The sequence below is a fragment of the Bacteroides sp. An51A genome (assembly GCF_002161565.1).
Classification (GTDB): Bacteria; Bacteroidota; Bacteroidia; order Bacteroidales; family Bacteroidaceae; genus Phocaeicola; species Phocaeicola intestinalis.
This window is the reverse complement of record NZ_NFIC01000008.1, coordinates 77,171-92,423: the sequence shown is the minus strand read 5'-3', so window position 1 is coordinate 92,423 and position 15,253 is coordinate 77,171. Positions and strand designations below refer to the sequence as shown.

The following is a 15,253-nucleotide window of genomic DNA, read 5'->3' as shown; positions in this document are numbered from 1 at the left end:
ACGCATTCTTTATTTTGCGGTTACATCACGTACACAACGGATTTGGTCGCCCAGGGCTTTGCGGCTGGTTTTAATTAATCCGAATTGATAAGCATCGTCTCGCAAGTAACAAATCCAATTATATTGCTCGTTTGGTTCGTCTGCCCTAAGAAGTGCATTGATACCATCACCATTTAATCTGTTTTCGGTAGACGGATGGATGAAGCCGCATGCCGGTACTTCCATGATTGCCGTAGGTGTAGACCAGTCAAACCGACGATTGGTCATAGATTCCAGGAATTTTTCTTCTGTAGTCAAATCCTCAAATGTCATGGTAGGATCACCAGAGAAATAGGCAAATTCAAAGTACCATTTCCCTGATTCTTTTGATTCCTTCATTAGAATTCGTATGCGATAGCAATCAGGGTGTCCTTGACGTTTGATTAAATACATCGCTTTTTCATCGCCTATTTCCCCATAAACAAGTTGTTCACGGATTCCTAAAACCGCTCCATTATATATACGGCTGTTGAATCCTTTGCTCCATGGTGCATTAAGGGTTATATCTGGCATGAATGAGGCAAAATCTTCTTTCGTAGGCAACCGCCACCCTTTGGGACAAGGATGATTTTCTACGCTGCTTGTCCAAAATTCATTAATAAATGATTCTTCCTGTCCATTTTCATCTAACATCCAATATCCTCCATTATTTACATCAGAAATAAACCGATATTCTCCATCTTCTCCCGGATTGACAGCTATTTTTTTTCTGCCTCTGATTGTTTGGGATGTCAGAACCGTTGTCTGTACATCGTCTACACTATACACTTTTTCCCCATATTGGTTATAAGTATAAAGAAACGGATACACTGGTATCTTATTAGGTGCCGCATCATATTTCTCCTTATCTAATATATAAGGTATATTCCTCGCATACTGGTAATAATACCCCCGGCACGCCTCCCAGTCGTTCTCGCAATCGGCACTCTTTGCTCCTAAATTCCGATCCATCCACATCAGGTTGGCAAAGGTAACGGGTTGTCCCAAGTAGTTGTCATCTCTGTTCTTGTCAATCCAGTCATACACCTGCGGAGCTATGGCAATGGTACGCACTTCGTCTTTCAGTACGGTGATGAGCAGGGTATATTGATGGTTAACTTCAAACTGGAATACGCCGACGTCATTGCCTTCTTCATCGACTTTTCTTAATTTGTACTCTACCTCTTTATCTTCTCCCTCCAGATTTCCTAAGGTAACAGATATAGAAACTTCTTCGTTATCGGCATTGGGGAAAAGCAACAGTTCACCTGGTACTTCAGTGTTGGACGTTGTAATGGATTGGTCTCCGTTAAAATAGTTTCGTTCACCGAATCCATCTGAATTGTCATAATGCCATGTTCCTTTTACAATATCGAATGTACCGCTTTGGTGTGTTCTCTTGACCGTTATGGCTTTTAGCGTTACGCCCTCCAATTTCTTATCTGTATCTTCCGATTCATCCTGTTTTACAATCATGAATTTCACTTTGCTCATGGCATGCTTGAAGTCCATTTCCAGCCGATAGCCGTTTGAGGCAAGAGTTTGGTTGGTCAGATTATTGGAATACATCAGGTCGGGCAGGCTGTTATCTGTTACTTCTTCTTCAATCATCGGATTGTCAAGCGGGGTATTTTCGGGCGCTTGGCTTGGGCTGCTGGCTGCTGTGCCATACGTCACCCCGTAAATACTAATTGGAGTATCGTCATAGACAAGAGGTGATCCGTAACCGATTGTATTGTTGGCTTGCTCTGTCCCTTCCGTATTATATAAGGGCCATTCGTTTCCTCTGTTAGCGTAAAGCAAATATTTTGTTCCTACTTCAAACTGGGTCACTTCATCACCTGCACGGGTAATGATGTGGCTTTTTCGGGCAGAAAGTATGGTTTCCTGCTCTTCTGACGGAGTGACGGAAATTGCGTCCTCGTGCGTACAGGCTGTGATACCCAGTAGGGCTAATATGCCTGCTCCGTATTTCAATTGTTTCAGTATCATGTATCGTTCCTCCTTCTTTCAATCAGTTAAAGGATAAATGGGAATTACCAGATAACCACCTTCTTCCCATGGACATTTATTTCCTATCAGTTCGATGCCCTCTTCGCTGAAGACGAGGGTGAAGGTGTATGACTCGTTGGCATAGAGTGTATTGGTGTTTTTCCCTTGGTCTTCCTCTGCCTGCCCGTCTCTTTCGATATCGAAGTGAAGCGTAGCCTCCATAGTGACATCTTTCCATTCTTCTTCGGAAGCGCCTGCTGTCTCTGCCCTTGCTACCGTAACACTTACAGGCAGGTTGGTCTGTTCAGGTATGATGTATGCCCAGCCGATTTCCAATGGATTTTCAGGGGTCAGCATGTAGTAATCGTTGTCATCGTTGGGTTGTTGAGCGAGTTCATAACTTTCCTGTCCGGATGCTATCGGAACGTAAAGGCTTTTATCCCGGTTCCATTCCACTTGTGTTGCCACTACGTTGGGAGGAAGTGTAATGCGTACATTCTTCAGATATTCTTCCGCATTTTCTGCCAGTTTTGCATAGAAATACACTCGCGACTGCGCATGCATAAATTGTAAAGTCTCTCCGTCCTCTCTATCGAAAGGCAGGGCAGCAGATGCTACCAATGGTTCTATCGAAGTCAACACATCAATCTGACATAGATTCTTAATTTCCTCGTCCTCAGGCATGTCCTCGTCCTTCTTAGGCAAACCCAACTTTTCATAATCAGTGCGACCCCCATCCGTTTCCGGAACTAAGAATGTAGCAGGCGCATATCCTGTAGCCATCACACGCCGGTTGCCATCGGGATACAGTTCACCGGTATTATAAGGTTCATTGGGACGCTTGTAGGTATCAATGTGCTCTTGGGGATATTTAACATGGAGCGGATTCGGATTTGCTACATTTCCCAACACATCGCCAAAGTCCCAAAAGAGAAAGACCGCATCGTTGGCTGTACTTCCGGCATCGGTTTCTTCTCCGTCTGCACGTGCCACATCTGTATAGATACGCATTTCCGCACTACCGGATGTTTCGCTGCCCGGCACACCGTCTTGCGAGCATGCCGCAAAGAGCCACATGCCAAACACTCCTGTTCCTATGTAAAAACTGTTCTTTCTCATGGTTGTGCCGTTTCTAATTGTTGTGGTACTTTTATCTCTACCTCCGAACCGCCTTTGTCTACCCAGTCCACCAGTTCAGAGTGAATGCGCATGGTCTCATTACCCGGAAAAGGCGAGCCGGGAGCGATGATTTTCTCGACCTTTAATATATAATAATGATTTCGCTTGATACCCCAACGGGTTTGAGTGTCTTTGCTTATTGCTCCATTTTTGGCATTTTCATCTATATAAGTGTAATAATAGCCCCAGCCTCCATCGTAACGGCTAAATTCGGTTTCGGGAGATTCTTTTAATTTCTTTTTCATACCTGCCAATGAATAATAGTTGCCTTGGCTATCCCGCCAAAACGTACCTGCCGGGTAAGTGACTGGTTCTAACGGATTATCTACATCCTCCACTTTATCCAATATCCCTTGTGCTTCGGCTTCCGTACTTGCCTGTACTGGTGCATCTTCACCATTCCAAATCTTCTTCGGTGTATATTTCGCTCCTATCATTACCCGGGTGGTTACATAGCGGATGGCAGATTGGAAATCGGCGTCCTTATCGAATGTCATGTCGTTATGAACCGTGTTCTCGGTGCAATACAGTCCTTCGGTATAGTGATTTTCATTCCCCATATTTGTAGTTTCATCTACTTCCATTTTGTCTGCATCATATTGAGTAGCACTTCTAACGATACACCGTTCCCCTCCTTTATATGTTGGCACGCTTTTATTAAGCATTTCTACCATATCTTGTGTATCGTAAAAAAGATAATTCCGCTGATATTCGTCCAAATTCGTAATACCATATCCTCCTTCTTCTCTTAGTGAAATTATTTCACTCATCTCGTAATTAGGGTCTATCAGATAGTCATCATCTTTTGTATCCTCCCGATAATCCAAATAAGTTTTCCGATTGAGTACATTCAGCATATAATTGACTTCTGCTAATTTTATCCAGCCGGTATTTTCTCCATCTCCATCAGTACTCGTTTCCGCATCTTTTCTATCAATAACTTTCACATAATCTGTTTCTGCATCAGATTTAGGCACGCAGGTTAGCAATATTTTAGCCACGGTACGTACCAAGTTAATAGGAGTATCAATCGTTATTTTTTCAACTGTTTCCTCATTTCCGTCACCCGTTGGAATAACAATATTTCTGTCACCATTATTAGATGTTACAATACCTGCCATCACAATGTTGCTTCCTTTTCCGTCATCTTCATGGTCTACATCCATCAAACTCCCTACAATGTTATGTCCGCTTTGTCCTTCACCGGCATCGAAAATCCGGTCTTTAGCCCAAAAGGCATTTATATGTTTTTGTTCCGCATTGGCAAGTATATAAAAATGTTTGGTGCCGGTTATGCCTGATAAAGTAAATGTTACGTCATAGCTCCCGAATACAGGTGTATCCAGTTTAATGGTTTGCCAAGTTTCGAACAATTCTTCCCCATTATACACTCCCATCATGATAAGGGTAAGCGTATGTATCTGACATTCTTTTTCAGTAAATCCCAGTTCATATCCCGTATCGAATGGAGCACGGGATGTGGGCGATTGAAGGCCAGGTTGCTGCACGGTCAGGCTAATGACGAGATTTCTTCTCGTCCCTTCTGTCTGCGATGAAGGGATGGAATACAACTCGTCACGGCAACTGCATAACATCACAATTACCCCCATCAGCAGTAAACCGAAACCTTTTATGTCAGCACCTAATTTCTTCATTTTTCATTCTTAATTTTCAAAGTTCTGTTTCGCTCAGCACCACGCGCCAGGAGTTGATGATGATGCTGGAGCTTATCCAGTGGTTGTTCTCATCGAGGAAGAACGTCAGGTTGTATTCGTCCTGGCGGTCAAGGTACTCTTGGTCGCTTAAGTCTTGGTTGTAGTAGCCTTTTATCAGCAGGGCGTAGTCTATCAGGGGGATGGACAGCACGGTTTCGCCTTTGTCGTTGTGCACCGTAAGGATGGTGCGTGTGTCTTTATCCTTCACCAGTCTTCCTACGGTCAGTTCCGCCAGTGCGGTGGATATGGCGGTGGTGGCACGGCTGCCGTCAGAGTTCATGTCGGCTGTGCCCGAAGCGGTGTAATAAGGTTGATAGTGGAGCAACTCGTCATCGAGCAGGGAGTTGTCGTGAGCCATCAGACCGTTTTCATCCGTAATCTGAAAGCTGAACTGATTGACATCTACCGGCTCGCCTGAAAGATGCTGCAAGACGATGCGCACCGTCTTGGTATCTTTGGTGAGGGGTATGTCGATGTCGTGTGTGCCCGGCTCGTCGGACAGGGTGCAATGGGGTACGAAAGCATGGAATACCGGTGCTATCTCTTCTACGGTAGCTTGTTGGTTTTCATCGTATTCCCGGTTGATGGAGCAGGTCAATTCTTCTACTGTCGATACGCCGGGAGTAAGGGTTGGCACGTCGTGCGACTGCAGTTCGTTTTCCACTCCGCACCAAGCGACGAATTGATAGGTTCCAGCAGGCAATTCGAACGGCAGGGCGTAACCTTCTTGCTGTAAGGCTTCGCCGCTGTCGGTGAATTGCTGTACAAACTTACCGCTTTCATCGAAGGCGTAAAGCGTAACCGACTCCACCTCGTGTGCAAAAGCGTCGGAGTAGTGCAGGTGCATGTCGTAGCGGAAGCGTGCGCGGTAGTTTACCGAGCAGTCGCCTTCGTAGTCCATGATGCTGCACGATGCGGGCATTAGTCCGGCCAGTACGCCTATTGCCACTCGTTTCAATATTCCGGTAAGGGTTTGCATGGTTTGTTTGGGTTTAAAAGTCCCCCACCAACCTTTTCTCCAAGAGTAGGATTGAGGTTGATGGGATTGTTTGCTTGTTGATTTGTTTTGTCGTTTTATATTTAGGTACAAATTCGATGGACAGGTATTATTCCAATGTCACATCGCTGGATACAACTCTCCATGATAAGACATTGATACGTGCCGCTATATACACTTCTTCATTTGAAGGATGGGTTGTGTCTATGTCTTTGTCCGGGTCAAAGATTGGGGTACCATAACCCTTAATGTCGGTAATCGTTACATCATAGATGTGGTTGCGTACAACACCATATTCACCAGTCGAACCTGTTGTAGTCCCTAAATGTTTAATCGGAGTATAATAATAAACATAACCTTCCTTAGCTATTTGGGCAGGATTCTTGGCCAGTTCTTCATTGATTGTTGCTTCAGCATCTGCTAATTCGATGTATTTTTCGTTACTTCCATTATAATCCGGATTCTCTATGTAAATGGTGACACCATCCAAGGCATCATCGTCTAATTGGGCAATCGCCTCATAATCTTCACCTCCTGTTTCAGGTGTTGTTGCCTCAAAGTGAATGTTGTCCGGCTTAATGAAACTTTTATACTCGTATTCTGTTCCTCCTTCAGGCTATGATGTTCCTTCGGTTCTCGTATAATATACATTATTGTATTTATTTGCAATCAATGTCAGAATGGCTTCTTCCGAGTCATGTTCTTCACCGAAGTATTTGTAAATGGGATTAGGGTTACCATCTTCATTTACCAATTGTGCTACGACAACTACTTCTGTGTGCTCATCTTTCTTCGTGTTTTCTTGGCAATATCTTTGAACTGAAATGTTCGTTGCACCCTCGGGTGTAGCTGGCTTTTGGTCATTAATTATTTCGTCTTGTGATTTTTTTTCCAACGTAACCGTGGCGGGGGTTGTTGCCCAATAAGAACGATGGAAAGGTTCATCATTCCAAGTAAACCCGAGTGTCGTATTGTCCCAAGTCGGGTCAATATCTTTTAAAAGGTTGGACTTGTCTGCTGTCCTTGTGACTGCCCAACCTAAGATTTTAGCAAAAACGGCAGGTTCTCCATCTTCTGATACTTTATATTGATTTTCTTTGTCGGCATTGCTAAATGTCACTCTTACTTTAGCAAGTACACGTTCCACATAGATATCTACAGGATTTGCTTCTGCGTCTTCTTTGTTTTGGGCTACCTTACCGATTATATTTGTCGCAACAACTTTAGTTCCTTCACTTGCATAGACAGAATTGGACATAACAAAACTGGTTGTTGAACTGTAATCGGCAATGGCTGTTTGTAAATCTGAAAGAGATTTGCTTCCCGTTAAAGTCGCAGGAGGGTTCAACACGGCAACTATTGATGTAGGCAATTCAGTCGTTGTTCCTTTAAAAACAAGTACTCCTTTTTTGATTGATTCTACATTAGGTTCATCTTTGCCTTGACCTTCTAAAGTAGTAATATCAACGTAATTGTTTGCTCCCACAGTGCCTGGAGCTTCATTAGTTGTGACAGTGTAAGGATTCCCAGATGCGTTGAATAAATAAAAACGTGCTTTGGTAATGGCATTTTCAGGATCTTCGCCGTTTTCATATTTTCCTCCTTCCACACGGCTCCCCGTAGGATTGGCATTTACAATATTTACCGCAACATACGAGAGCTGTCCTTCTTCCTGGCCGCTATTTATTGCGGAATTTTCTTCATTCGAACACGCTGCAAACAGGGTGCAAGCCAGTGTTCCTACTAAAAATCTACTTAGTTTCATACTCGTTTTTTATTATTGGTTAATCATCTTCTTCACGTAACAGTTGCAGTTCCTCCAGTGCCGTGTCGGCTTCGGTGATGCCAGCCGATTGTGCCTGTTTCAGTAAGGTTTCGGCTTCGGGATAGTTCTTTTCCAGCAGGGCACAGATTCCCCGTGCATAGACAGCCTGTGGCATATCGCCTGCTTTGGCCAGGTAGCGGCGTGCGGTAGGCAGGTCTTTACGGCTCAAAGCCGTGTTTGCGGCGTTGAGGTTTGCCACGGGGTTGTCGGGATAGAGCCGCACGGCTATGTCGAACACCTCATCGAAGTCCCTGCTTCCGGCCTGGCTTGCCTGTGCAACCAGGAAAAGTTCCTGCAGGCTGAGCTTCTGGGGCTGGGTACGCATGACGCGGCGTATCTCCTCGACATCGGTAAACGAGCGGACGGTATACTCGATGCGGTAATCGCTATGGCGCAGGGCCGGGTAGCAGTGCTGCAGGAGGTGGCGGTAATCTGACGGGTATGCCGTCTTTATCTGCCGTTCCTTGCGATCGGGGTCTCCTCCGGCATCGATGATGTCCAGTATTTCCCGCTTGTGCTCCAGCGTGGATTCCGCTACATAGCGGTGCAGCCCTTCCCAGTCTTCCGGTTCGGAAGAGGTGCGGATAAAGTCGTTTTCGAAGTCGTAGAGGCGCGACACGTATTGTTTCAACGCTTCGGTACGTCCTTCAGCCAGCCGGGTGTTCAGGCCATACGAGCCTTCGGGCGATGCGTAGCCCTTGATGGCGACGGAGGTAATGGTGATATCGGCGTCGGCCTGCACCGAGTCGATGGTTGCCGTTATCTTGTCCAGCTCGCGGCGGTTGTTGCGGTAGTCGGGACGGATTTCCGTGCGGCTTACCGGGAAGTCGATGAACGCCGTCCCCGAAAGGAATCGGGTCTTGACGCGTTCCACTTCGGGCTGCACGTATGCCAGTCGCGGGACAAACTCCGGTCGTTTGGCGAACCTTCCGATGGTCTGTTGCCGTTCGGCCAGCACGGCGTCGCAGCACCCGTAATCCTGCCGGAAAAGCGTGAGGCTGGCTCCGTCCATCCATTTTTCGTAAGGGATAACCGCCTCATAAGCCAGTGTGTCGGGCTTTTCGGAGTTGCGGAACGAAAGCTCGTCGGGACCGCTCAACATATTTTCCGCGTCTGTCCGGGCGTAATGGTAATAGCGGCGCCTGCTGTATATGCCTACTGCTTTCAGTGCCTTGTTGGTATCGCCGTTCACCAGCAGGGGCGTGACAAGCACGGCACGGTCGCCTTCCGCCGTCACCGTGCGCAGGTCGAGCAGCATGGATACGGTGAGATACCTGCCGTCGCGTTTCAACGATACGCGCCCAGTCTTCAGGCTGTCTGCCAGCATGTCGGCCTGTGCCCCCGACAACGGAGCCAAGGAACACGCTGCAAAGGCAAGCATCATATAGCGTTTAAAGAAAGTGTTCATAGCGGTTATGGATATTAGAATACATAAATCAGGTTGACGGCCGCTTTGGTAGGACCTACGTAGTGGTGGGACTTTCCGGACTCTACCTCTTTCCCGCAGCCTACACACTCGAAGCGGTCAAAGCGCGTATAGGCGTATCCCAGGCCTATTTCCAGCTCCAGGTTCCAGTGCATACCCAGGATGAAGGAGTACCCATATCCCACGCCAGCTCCCGCAAACCAGCCCTGGTAGCGGTTGTCTTCCAGTTTGGAGAGGTCGGAGCCCAGGAAGTTGAATCCTGCATCGATGCCTCCTACATTGTATTTGCCTCCATGCAGGTGCACGCCCAGGAAGTGTCCGGCAAAACGGTCGCAGAACCAATAGCGTGCTTCGGGCTGGAGAAACCAGTTTTTCCACCGTTTCCCTTCGGAAAAAGTCCAGTTATTATAGTTTGCCGTTACATCGACAGTCCATTTCGGCGCAACACCAAACTCCACACCGCCATTGATGTTGAGTACAGCATCGTATAATAGATTGCTCTTCACAGCCACATCTTGCGCCGAAACCGAGAGTCCTATGCACGACAAAAGGACGAATAACAAACGCTTCATAGCATATCTCTTTTTATTTATACTCTATCAAAACGGGAACTCAGCCGGACTATATTATATTAAGGTATAGAGGCGGCTGTCTGTAAATCTGTATATATCTTTTATCGCGAGCAAAGATATACATATTATTTTACAACAACAATAGGCTAATATATTTTTTTTCAAAAAAATAAAAGAATGAATGAAAAGGCTGATTTTCCGCGAGCAGGCAAGTGGTTTTCTGCAAACAGTTACCTAAGTTTTATATTCCGGCTGGCGGAATGTATATTCCATGGGCTGGAATATACGTTCCACGGCGTGGAATGTACGTTCCAGCCCATGGAATATAAAACTTTTGTAACTGCCGCAGGGAAACAAATGCCATATACGGCGTAAATATATTTATCCGCTGCGTGTTTTATTAGGAATTAAATGTTATCTTTGTCTGCAGGAAACAAAATGTGAAAATGATTATTGAATATCCGCAAACATCCCATGTAGGGGCGTATCGCATACGCCCGAATGCGCCAACTAATCCACGTGGATGTTTTTAGGGCGTATGCGATACGCCCCTACATGGCAATTGGGTAAAATGCGGATATTCATTAAATGATTTCTAGACGATGTGCACATCGTCTCTACTATGATGACATCCGCAAATAGCTCATGTAGGGACGTATTGGGAAAAGGCGGACATTCAAATTGAAGAATATGGAAAAGTTACAGAGATTGCCTTTTAAGGCACGTAAAGCTGTCTTCGAGAAACTGGAGCAGATAGTGGACATTGCCGCCATGAGCAAGGAAGACCGCATGAAATACGACGAAAGTATCAAGGTCTACCGCGACCAGCTGGTTACGATGGAATATGAGCGGCAAAAGGGTAAGGCGGAAGGTTTTGCGGAAGGTAAGGCAGAAGGTGAAGCGACAGGCTTTGCGAAAGGCAAGGCGGAAGGTAAGGCGGAAGGCAGAGAAGAAGGTAAAGAAGCAGAACGCCTTAGAAACGCCCGTGGTATGAAAGCCGCAGGCATTGCTCCCGACTTGATAGCACAAATTACGGGGCTTCCCCTTGAAACGGTTGAGAGGCTGTAAGCAAATATCTCCTGCTACATCGTAAGATTAAGAAGCATAAAGAGAAAAATATATACATATTGATAAAGCAATGGATGTGCATGATATAGAAGCATGGCGGAAGTTATTAAAGGAGCGTGGAGCTGCTTTAGAAAAACTAAGACAAATACAAGAGACCATCGGTCTGAGTAAAGAAGACCGTATGAAATATGAAGCAAGCCTTAAAGTTTACCGCGACCAGTTGGTAACGATAGAATATGCACGGCAGCAAGGCTTTGCAGAAGGTGAAGCGGAAGAACGCCTTAAAAATGCCCGTGATATGAAAGCCGCAGGCATTGCTCCCGACTTGATAGCACAAATTACGGGGCTTCCCCTTGAAACGGTTAAGGGGCTGTAAGCAGATATTACACTGCCACATAATAAGATCAGGAAATATATTATATTGAGAAGCTGTTTTGAATTTCTCCAAAAAGTTTTTCTTGGCTTGATGTATCCGTTTTCGTGTGTGCTTTGGGCGATTTTTTGGTCCTTTTCGCTCCTGTTCTTCGTCAGATAGCCCGCTATCTTCCTCATCACAGAAGCGGAAATGCCTCAAAAACTCATCCCAAATCATCGCACGATAAATTCAAAACAGCTTCTGAGTGGCTATCCGCAAACATTCCATGTAGGGGCGGGGTTAGCCCACCTGTATGCGTCCATGTAAATGTTTTCGGGCAGGCAGACCCTGCCCCTACATGTGATGTTGCAGAATTCAATAAAACCGAAGCCTTTATTCCACATCTGTTATCCGGTCGGTATCCAAGTCAATGTAAAAATGGATGCTCGGCTCTCCGTGCAGGAAGCATTCGAATATATCGGCTATCTCACACAGACGGGTTGTCAACTCATCGCCGGCACCTGACCTGCGCACAGCCTTGAACAACTCATCGTACTCCTTCAGGTGCTTATCCGAAATCTGACGTAAGGCTAACTTATCGGCATAACGCAAACGGTACAAATCGACAATCACATCATGTCCCGTCCAGTCGGTTCCCCATCCAGTCTGTGCTTCCTTGCCTGTCACATACGTCCAAAGCTGCGCTCCATTCATAGTTACCATTTTCTGACGCACTATCTCCGGGAGGTCTTGCGGTATGAAACGCACACGCACCAAGTCGCGGAACTGCCAGTCACAAAACTCCGCATAGTTTTCTGATGCCAGTGCTTCCCTACTCCATACCGGAGACTTACCTGCCTGCCTGTCATAAGCATATTCCTTCTCATACAAACCAAACAGACTGTCGAAACCTGGGACACTATCCAGCAATACCGTTTCCACTTCGAAATGTTCCGCATCTTCAGCTGTAAGAATCTTATAAGCCGGGACACACGTAGCAATGGAAGGTACCTGAATGTTGTACAAACATTTGCCATTCTTTCCGCGCATCACTCCCGTATCATTTACATGCATGTGTCCTGCCACGTGCAGCCTGATGCCGGCTTCCAGAAAGGCTTCTGTCACTTCTTCGTCCGGCACCCGATGCAAATCGAATTTCCTGCTTCCCCAAGCCTTGCGTACTAATCCGGAAGCTCCATCGTTGAAATCCACTAACGGATAATGCGAATAAGTCACCAAAATTTTATTTCTTCGCTTCGCCTCGGCTACCACTTTCCGTACCCACGGAAGCAAAAAAGCCTTATGTTCCAATACATTATTATAGCCTACACTGGAGCCTTGGTAAGTCTGTACGCCGTTTTTCACCGCACCGGGCAGATAGACTCCTCCGTCAATGGCAAGCAACCACAATCCCTGTACAGGCTCGACCAAATAACTGGCATCCGTAGCCTGCAAGGAATCGCACAATGTATATTGCCGTTGGTCTAAAGCCCCTTCGCGCAAGGCTTCCTGATAATTATAATCTTCGTACCGGTAGGAAGTAAAAGGGGTTTCCCAATACACATATCCGGGTTGGGGATAAAATCCAAATGCTGCATAGCAGTGCATCTCGTCGGCATATCCTGCACATCGGTTTTCCTGTGTAGTACGGCTTCCGTCGGCACGGAGAAAACCTTGCTCCTCATTTTGCATACCGAACGGACGGACTGGGTCATGATTTCCCGTCGTCACAAAAAACTGTATGCCGTACCGCCTATGATAAGTATCGAGTATCTCCCTGATTTTTTCCTGATTGACAAATTGACCGTTATCAGTCAAGTCCCCGGGAAGCACTGCCAGCGTAATGCCCCTCCTTGCCACATCATCAAGTGCTGCTATCAAGGCGTAATAGTTTTCATTAAACAAGCGGGTGGACTGCACCTGCATTTCCATCGAACGCACCAGTTCGGGATGGTCTGCGATGTTTTGGATATGCGCATCGGATATAAAAGCTACCCGCTGTTGGCCGACGGCAGTCAGACTCCCTCCACTTAAAAAGAGCAAAGCCCATAAATAATTACGAATCTTCATAAGTAGATGTTGATAATAAGCGCGACAAAGATACAAATTCTCTTCTTCTGTTTATCACTATCACACAAATTATATTACCTTTGCCTGCTACTAACCAATACTTTTCTTTTATGAAATACATTGAAGTTACAATGAAGGCACAACCGTGCAACGAAACCATTACAGATGTGCTGGCGGCATTGACAGCGGATATCGGATTCGAAAGCTTCGTACCCTGCGAAGAAGGAATGCAGGCCTACATCCCCAAAGCGCTGTTCGATGAAGAAGCATTAAAAAATGTGCTGACTGATTTCCCGATTCCCAACGTGTGTCTCTCCTATACCCTTACCGAACCGGAAGATAAAGACTGGAACGAAGAATGGGAAAAGAATTTCTTCCAACCCATCGTGATAGACAACCGTTGCGTGATACACAGCACCTTTCATACGGATTACCCAAAAGCCGAATACGACATTGTCATCAATCCGCAAATGGCTTTTGGAACAGGACACCACGAAACCACCAGTTCCATTCTTGCCGAACTGCTGGATGCCGACCTGAAAAACAAATCGGTACTTGATATGGGATGCGGCACATCCATTCTTGCTATCCTTGCCAGTATGCGCGGAGCCAATCCGGTAACTGCCATCGACATAGATGACTGGTGCGTAAACAATTCGCGCGACAACATTGCCTTGAACCACATAAACAACATCCATGTAGAACTAGGTGACGCTTCACTGCTGAAAGGACGCAAACCTTTTGATGTCATCATAGCCAACATCAACCGTAACATCCTGCTTGCCGACATGCCTGCATATACAGCATGTATGCATCCGGGGTCGGAACTCTATATGAGCGGATTTTATATAGAAGATATTCCTGCCATCCAAGAAAAAGCTGAAAGTCTGGGTATGGAATTTGTACATTACCGAGAAAAAAACCGCTGGGTAGCCGTAAAGTTCATCAAGCGAATCTAAGAAACTGGTCGTGTAAACCGTCATCCGGGGAAACACGACCTGGTATCTTCAAGTAGCCAATTATAAGTAGGAACTGTCTTGAACTCCTAAAGTCTGAAAAATACAGAATCGGGAAGAATAGTCATCTGCTTCAACTCGTCCAAAGTTCCGTTAAACACATTCAGGTCTACCTGCTCCTTGATGCCAGGCAAACTTCCGCCATCGGTATGTTGCCAAAATTTCCATTTACCTTCATAACGTACCGAATCTACATAATAATGAGCTATCCAATAGGGATAAGTATTGAATATCGAATCGTTCAGGTAACGCTCCTTGAACTTGTAAGAAGCATACAGAATGGGCTTTACATGGTAGTGTCGCTCTATTATCCCTAACCATGTCTTTACCCCTTTCCTGAGTGCATTTTCATCATCGCCCACCTTTTCGATATCAAGTACCGGAGGCAAATCGCCCGGTTCCAGTTTGACCGAACGGATAAAAAAAGCAGCCTGACGCGCTGCGTCTGTTTTCGGATTAAAGAAATGATAGGCTCCCCGAATAAAGCCATACTGACGTGCACAATTGAAATTACGAATAAATGTGGTGTCGCTGAAATCGCCCCCTTCTGATGCTTTCATAAAGACAAAACGTACAGGAAAAGGCGCATATTGTGTTTTTCGGAGTTCCTCCCAATTGATATCCCCCTGATGATGCGAGACATCAAAACCATGCACCGTATATCCAGCCGGAAGACAGACACCATAGGCTTTTGTTCCGTAACAAGGCTTCCACCGGTATGCATACGGGCGGATAAACAGGTAATAAAAACCGATTACAACCAAAGCTGCCATCCCTCCCATCACCACATAATTCAACCATACCGGCAAACTCAAGCGAATTTTCTTCTTCGGCCGGTTCTTCTTGCCGGTTGGTCTCCTCTTCTTACCCGTTCCAACCGGATTCCGTGAAGGAGCCTTTGTCTTTGTCCGCACAGTCCGACTGGAAGAGCCTGTGTGTGTAACAGATGGTTCTTTTACCATAAAAATAAATGCCTATCTTTTCACAAAAGGAATGTATCCAAACAGACAAAGAAAACGA

Annotated in this window: 14 protein-coding genes; 3 read left to right on the top strand and 11 right to left on the bottom strand. The window is 45.9% G+C overall.

What is annotated here, in order from left to right:
* Positions 1–9: 9 nt before the first annotated feature.
* From B5G04_RS15665 to B5G04_RS15630, 8 genes are all read right to left on the bottom strand, one after another.
* Positions 10–2,010 (bottom strand): fimbrillin family protein, encoded by a 2,001-nt coding sequence (locus B5G04_RS15665; RefSeq protein WP_087397996.1) that lies wholly within the window; start codon positions 2,008–2,010, stop codon positions 10–12.
* 18 nt (positions 2,011–2,028) lie between these two features.
* Positions 2,029–3,129, bottom strand: coding sequence for a hypothetical protein (locus tag B5G04_RS15660; RefSeq protein ID WP_087397995.1), 1,101 nt, complete (start codon positions 3,127–3,129; stop codon positions 2,029–2,031).
* Positions 3,126–4,844: an Mfa1 family fimbria major subunit gene (locus tag B5G04_RS15655; protein ID WP_087397994.1), complete on the bottom strand. Its 1,719-nt coding sequence runs from the start codon at positions 4,842–4,844 to the stop codon at positions 3,126–3,128. The genes B5G04_RS15660 and B5G04_RS15655 overlap by 4 nt, the downstream gene beginning before the upstream one ends.
* Before the next feature lie 16 nt (positions 4,845–4,860).
* Entirely contained in the window at positions 4,861–5,883 is a 1,023-nt protein-coding gene (locus B5G04_RS15650) for a FimB/Mfa2 family fimbrial subunit (protein ID WP_087397993.1), read from the bottom strand.
* A gap of 127 nt (positions 5,884–6,010) precedes the next feature.
* Positions 6,011–6,391: a fimbria major subunit gene (locus B5G04_RS15645; RefSeq protein ID WP_158100118.1), complete on the bottom strand. Its 381-nt coding sequence runs from the start codon at positions 6,389–6,391 to the stop codon at positions 6,011–6,013.
* Between the two features lie 126 nt (positions 6,392–6,517).
* The gene (locus B5G04_RS15640; RefSeq protein ID WP_087397991.1) at positions 6,518–7,666 is read right to left on the bottom strand and encodes a hypothetical protein; all 1,149 of its coding nucleotides are present in this window, start codon (positions 7,664–7,666) and stop codon (positions 6,518–6,520) included.
* A gap of 19 nt (positions 7,667–7,685) precedes the next feature.
* Complete coding sequence (locus B5G04_RS15635; protein WP_239414123.1) at positions 7,686–9,134, bottom strand: DUF3868 domain-containing protein; 1,449 nt, start codon at positions 9,132–9,134, stop codon at positions 7,686–7,688.
* Between the two features lie 14 nt (positions 9,135–9,148).
* Complete coding sequence (locus B5G04_RS15630) at positions 9,149–9,724, bottom strand: DUF3575 domain-containing protein (RefSeq protein ID WP_087397990.1); 576 nt, start codon at positions 9,722–9,724, stop codon at positions 9,149–9,151.
* A 177-nt stretch (positions 9,725–9,901) separates the two neighbouring features.
* On the opposite strand from B5G04_RS15630, the gene B5G04_RS20590 reads away from it, so the two are divergent.
* Complete coding sequence (locus tag B5G04_RS20590) at positions 9,902–10,099, top strand: hypothetical protein (RefSeq protein WP_087397989.1); 198 nt, start codon at positions 9,902–9,904, stop codon at positions 10,097–10,099.
* Between the two features lie 315 nt (positions 10,100–10,414).
* A complete protein-coding gene (locus tag B5G04_RS20585) occupies positions 10,415–10,792 on the top strand; it encodes a hypothetical protein (protein ID WP_239414122.1) in 378 nt (125 codons plus the stop codon).
* 136 nt (positions 10,793–10,928) lie between these two features.
* Here B5G04_RS20585 and B5G04_RS19975 read toward each other — a convergent pair whose 3' ends face one another.
* Together B5G04_RS19975 and B5G04_RS15610 are read right to left on the bottom strand one after the other, a co-directional pair.
* Entirely contained in the window at positions 10,929–11,384 is a 456-nt protein-coding gene (locus B5G04_RS19975; protein ID WP_158100117.1) for a hypothetical protein, read from the bottom strand.
* 156 nt (positions 11,385–11,540) lie between these two features.
* Complete coding sequence (locus B5G04_RS15610; protein WP_087397987.1) at positions 11,541–13,217, bottom strand: metallophosphoesterase; 1,677 nt, start codon at positions 13,215–13,217, stop codon at positions 11,541–11,543.
* A 110-nt stretch (positions 13,218–13,327) separates the two neighbouring features.
* On the opposite strand from B5G04_RS15610, the gene prmA reads away from it, so the two are divergent.
* On the top strand, positions 13,328–14,176 hold the full coding sequence (gene prmA / locus B5G04_RS15605; RefSeq protein ID WP_087212728.1) for a 50S ribosomal protein L11 methyltransferase: 849 nt from the start codon (positions 13,328–13,330) through the stop codon (positions 14,174–14,176).
* A gap of 86 nt (positions 14,177–14,262) precedes the next feature.
* Here prmA and B5G04_RS15600 read toward each other — a convergent pair whose 3' ends face one another.
* Positions 14,263–15,195: a glycoside hydrolase family 25 protein gene (locus B5G04_RS15600; protein WP_087397986.1), complete on the bottom strand. Its 933-nt coding sequence runs from the start codon at positions 15,193–15,195 to the stop codon at positions 14,263–14,265.
* Positions 15,196–15,253: the final 58 nt, after the last annotated feature.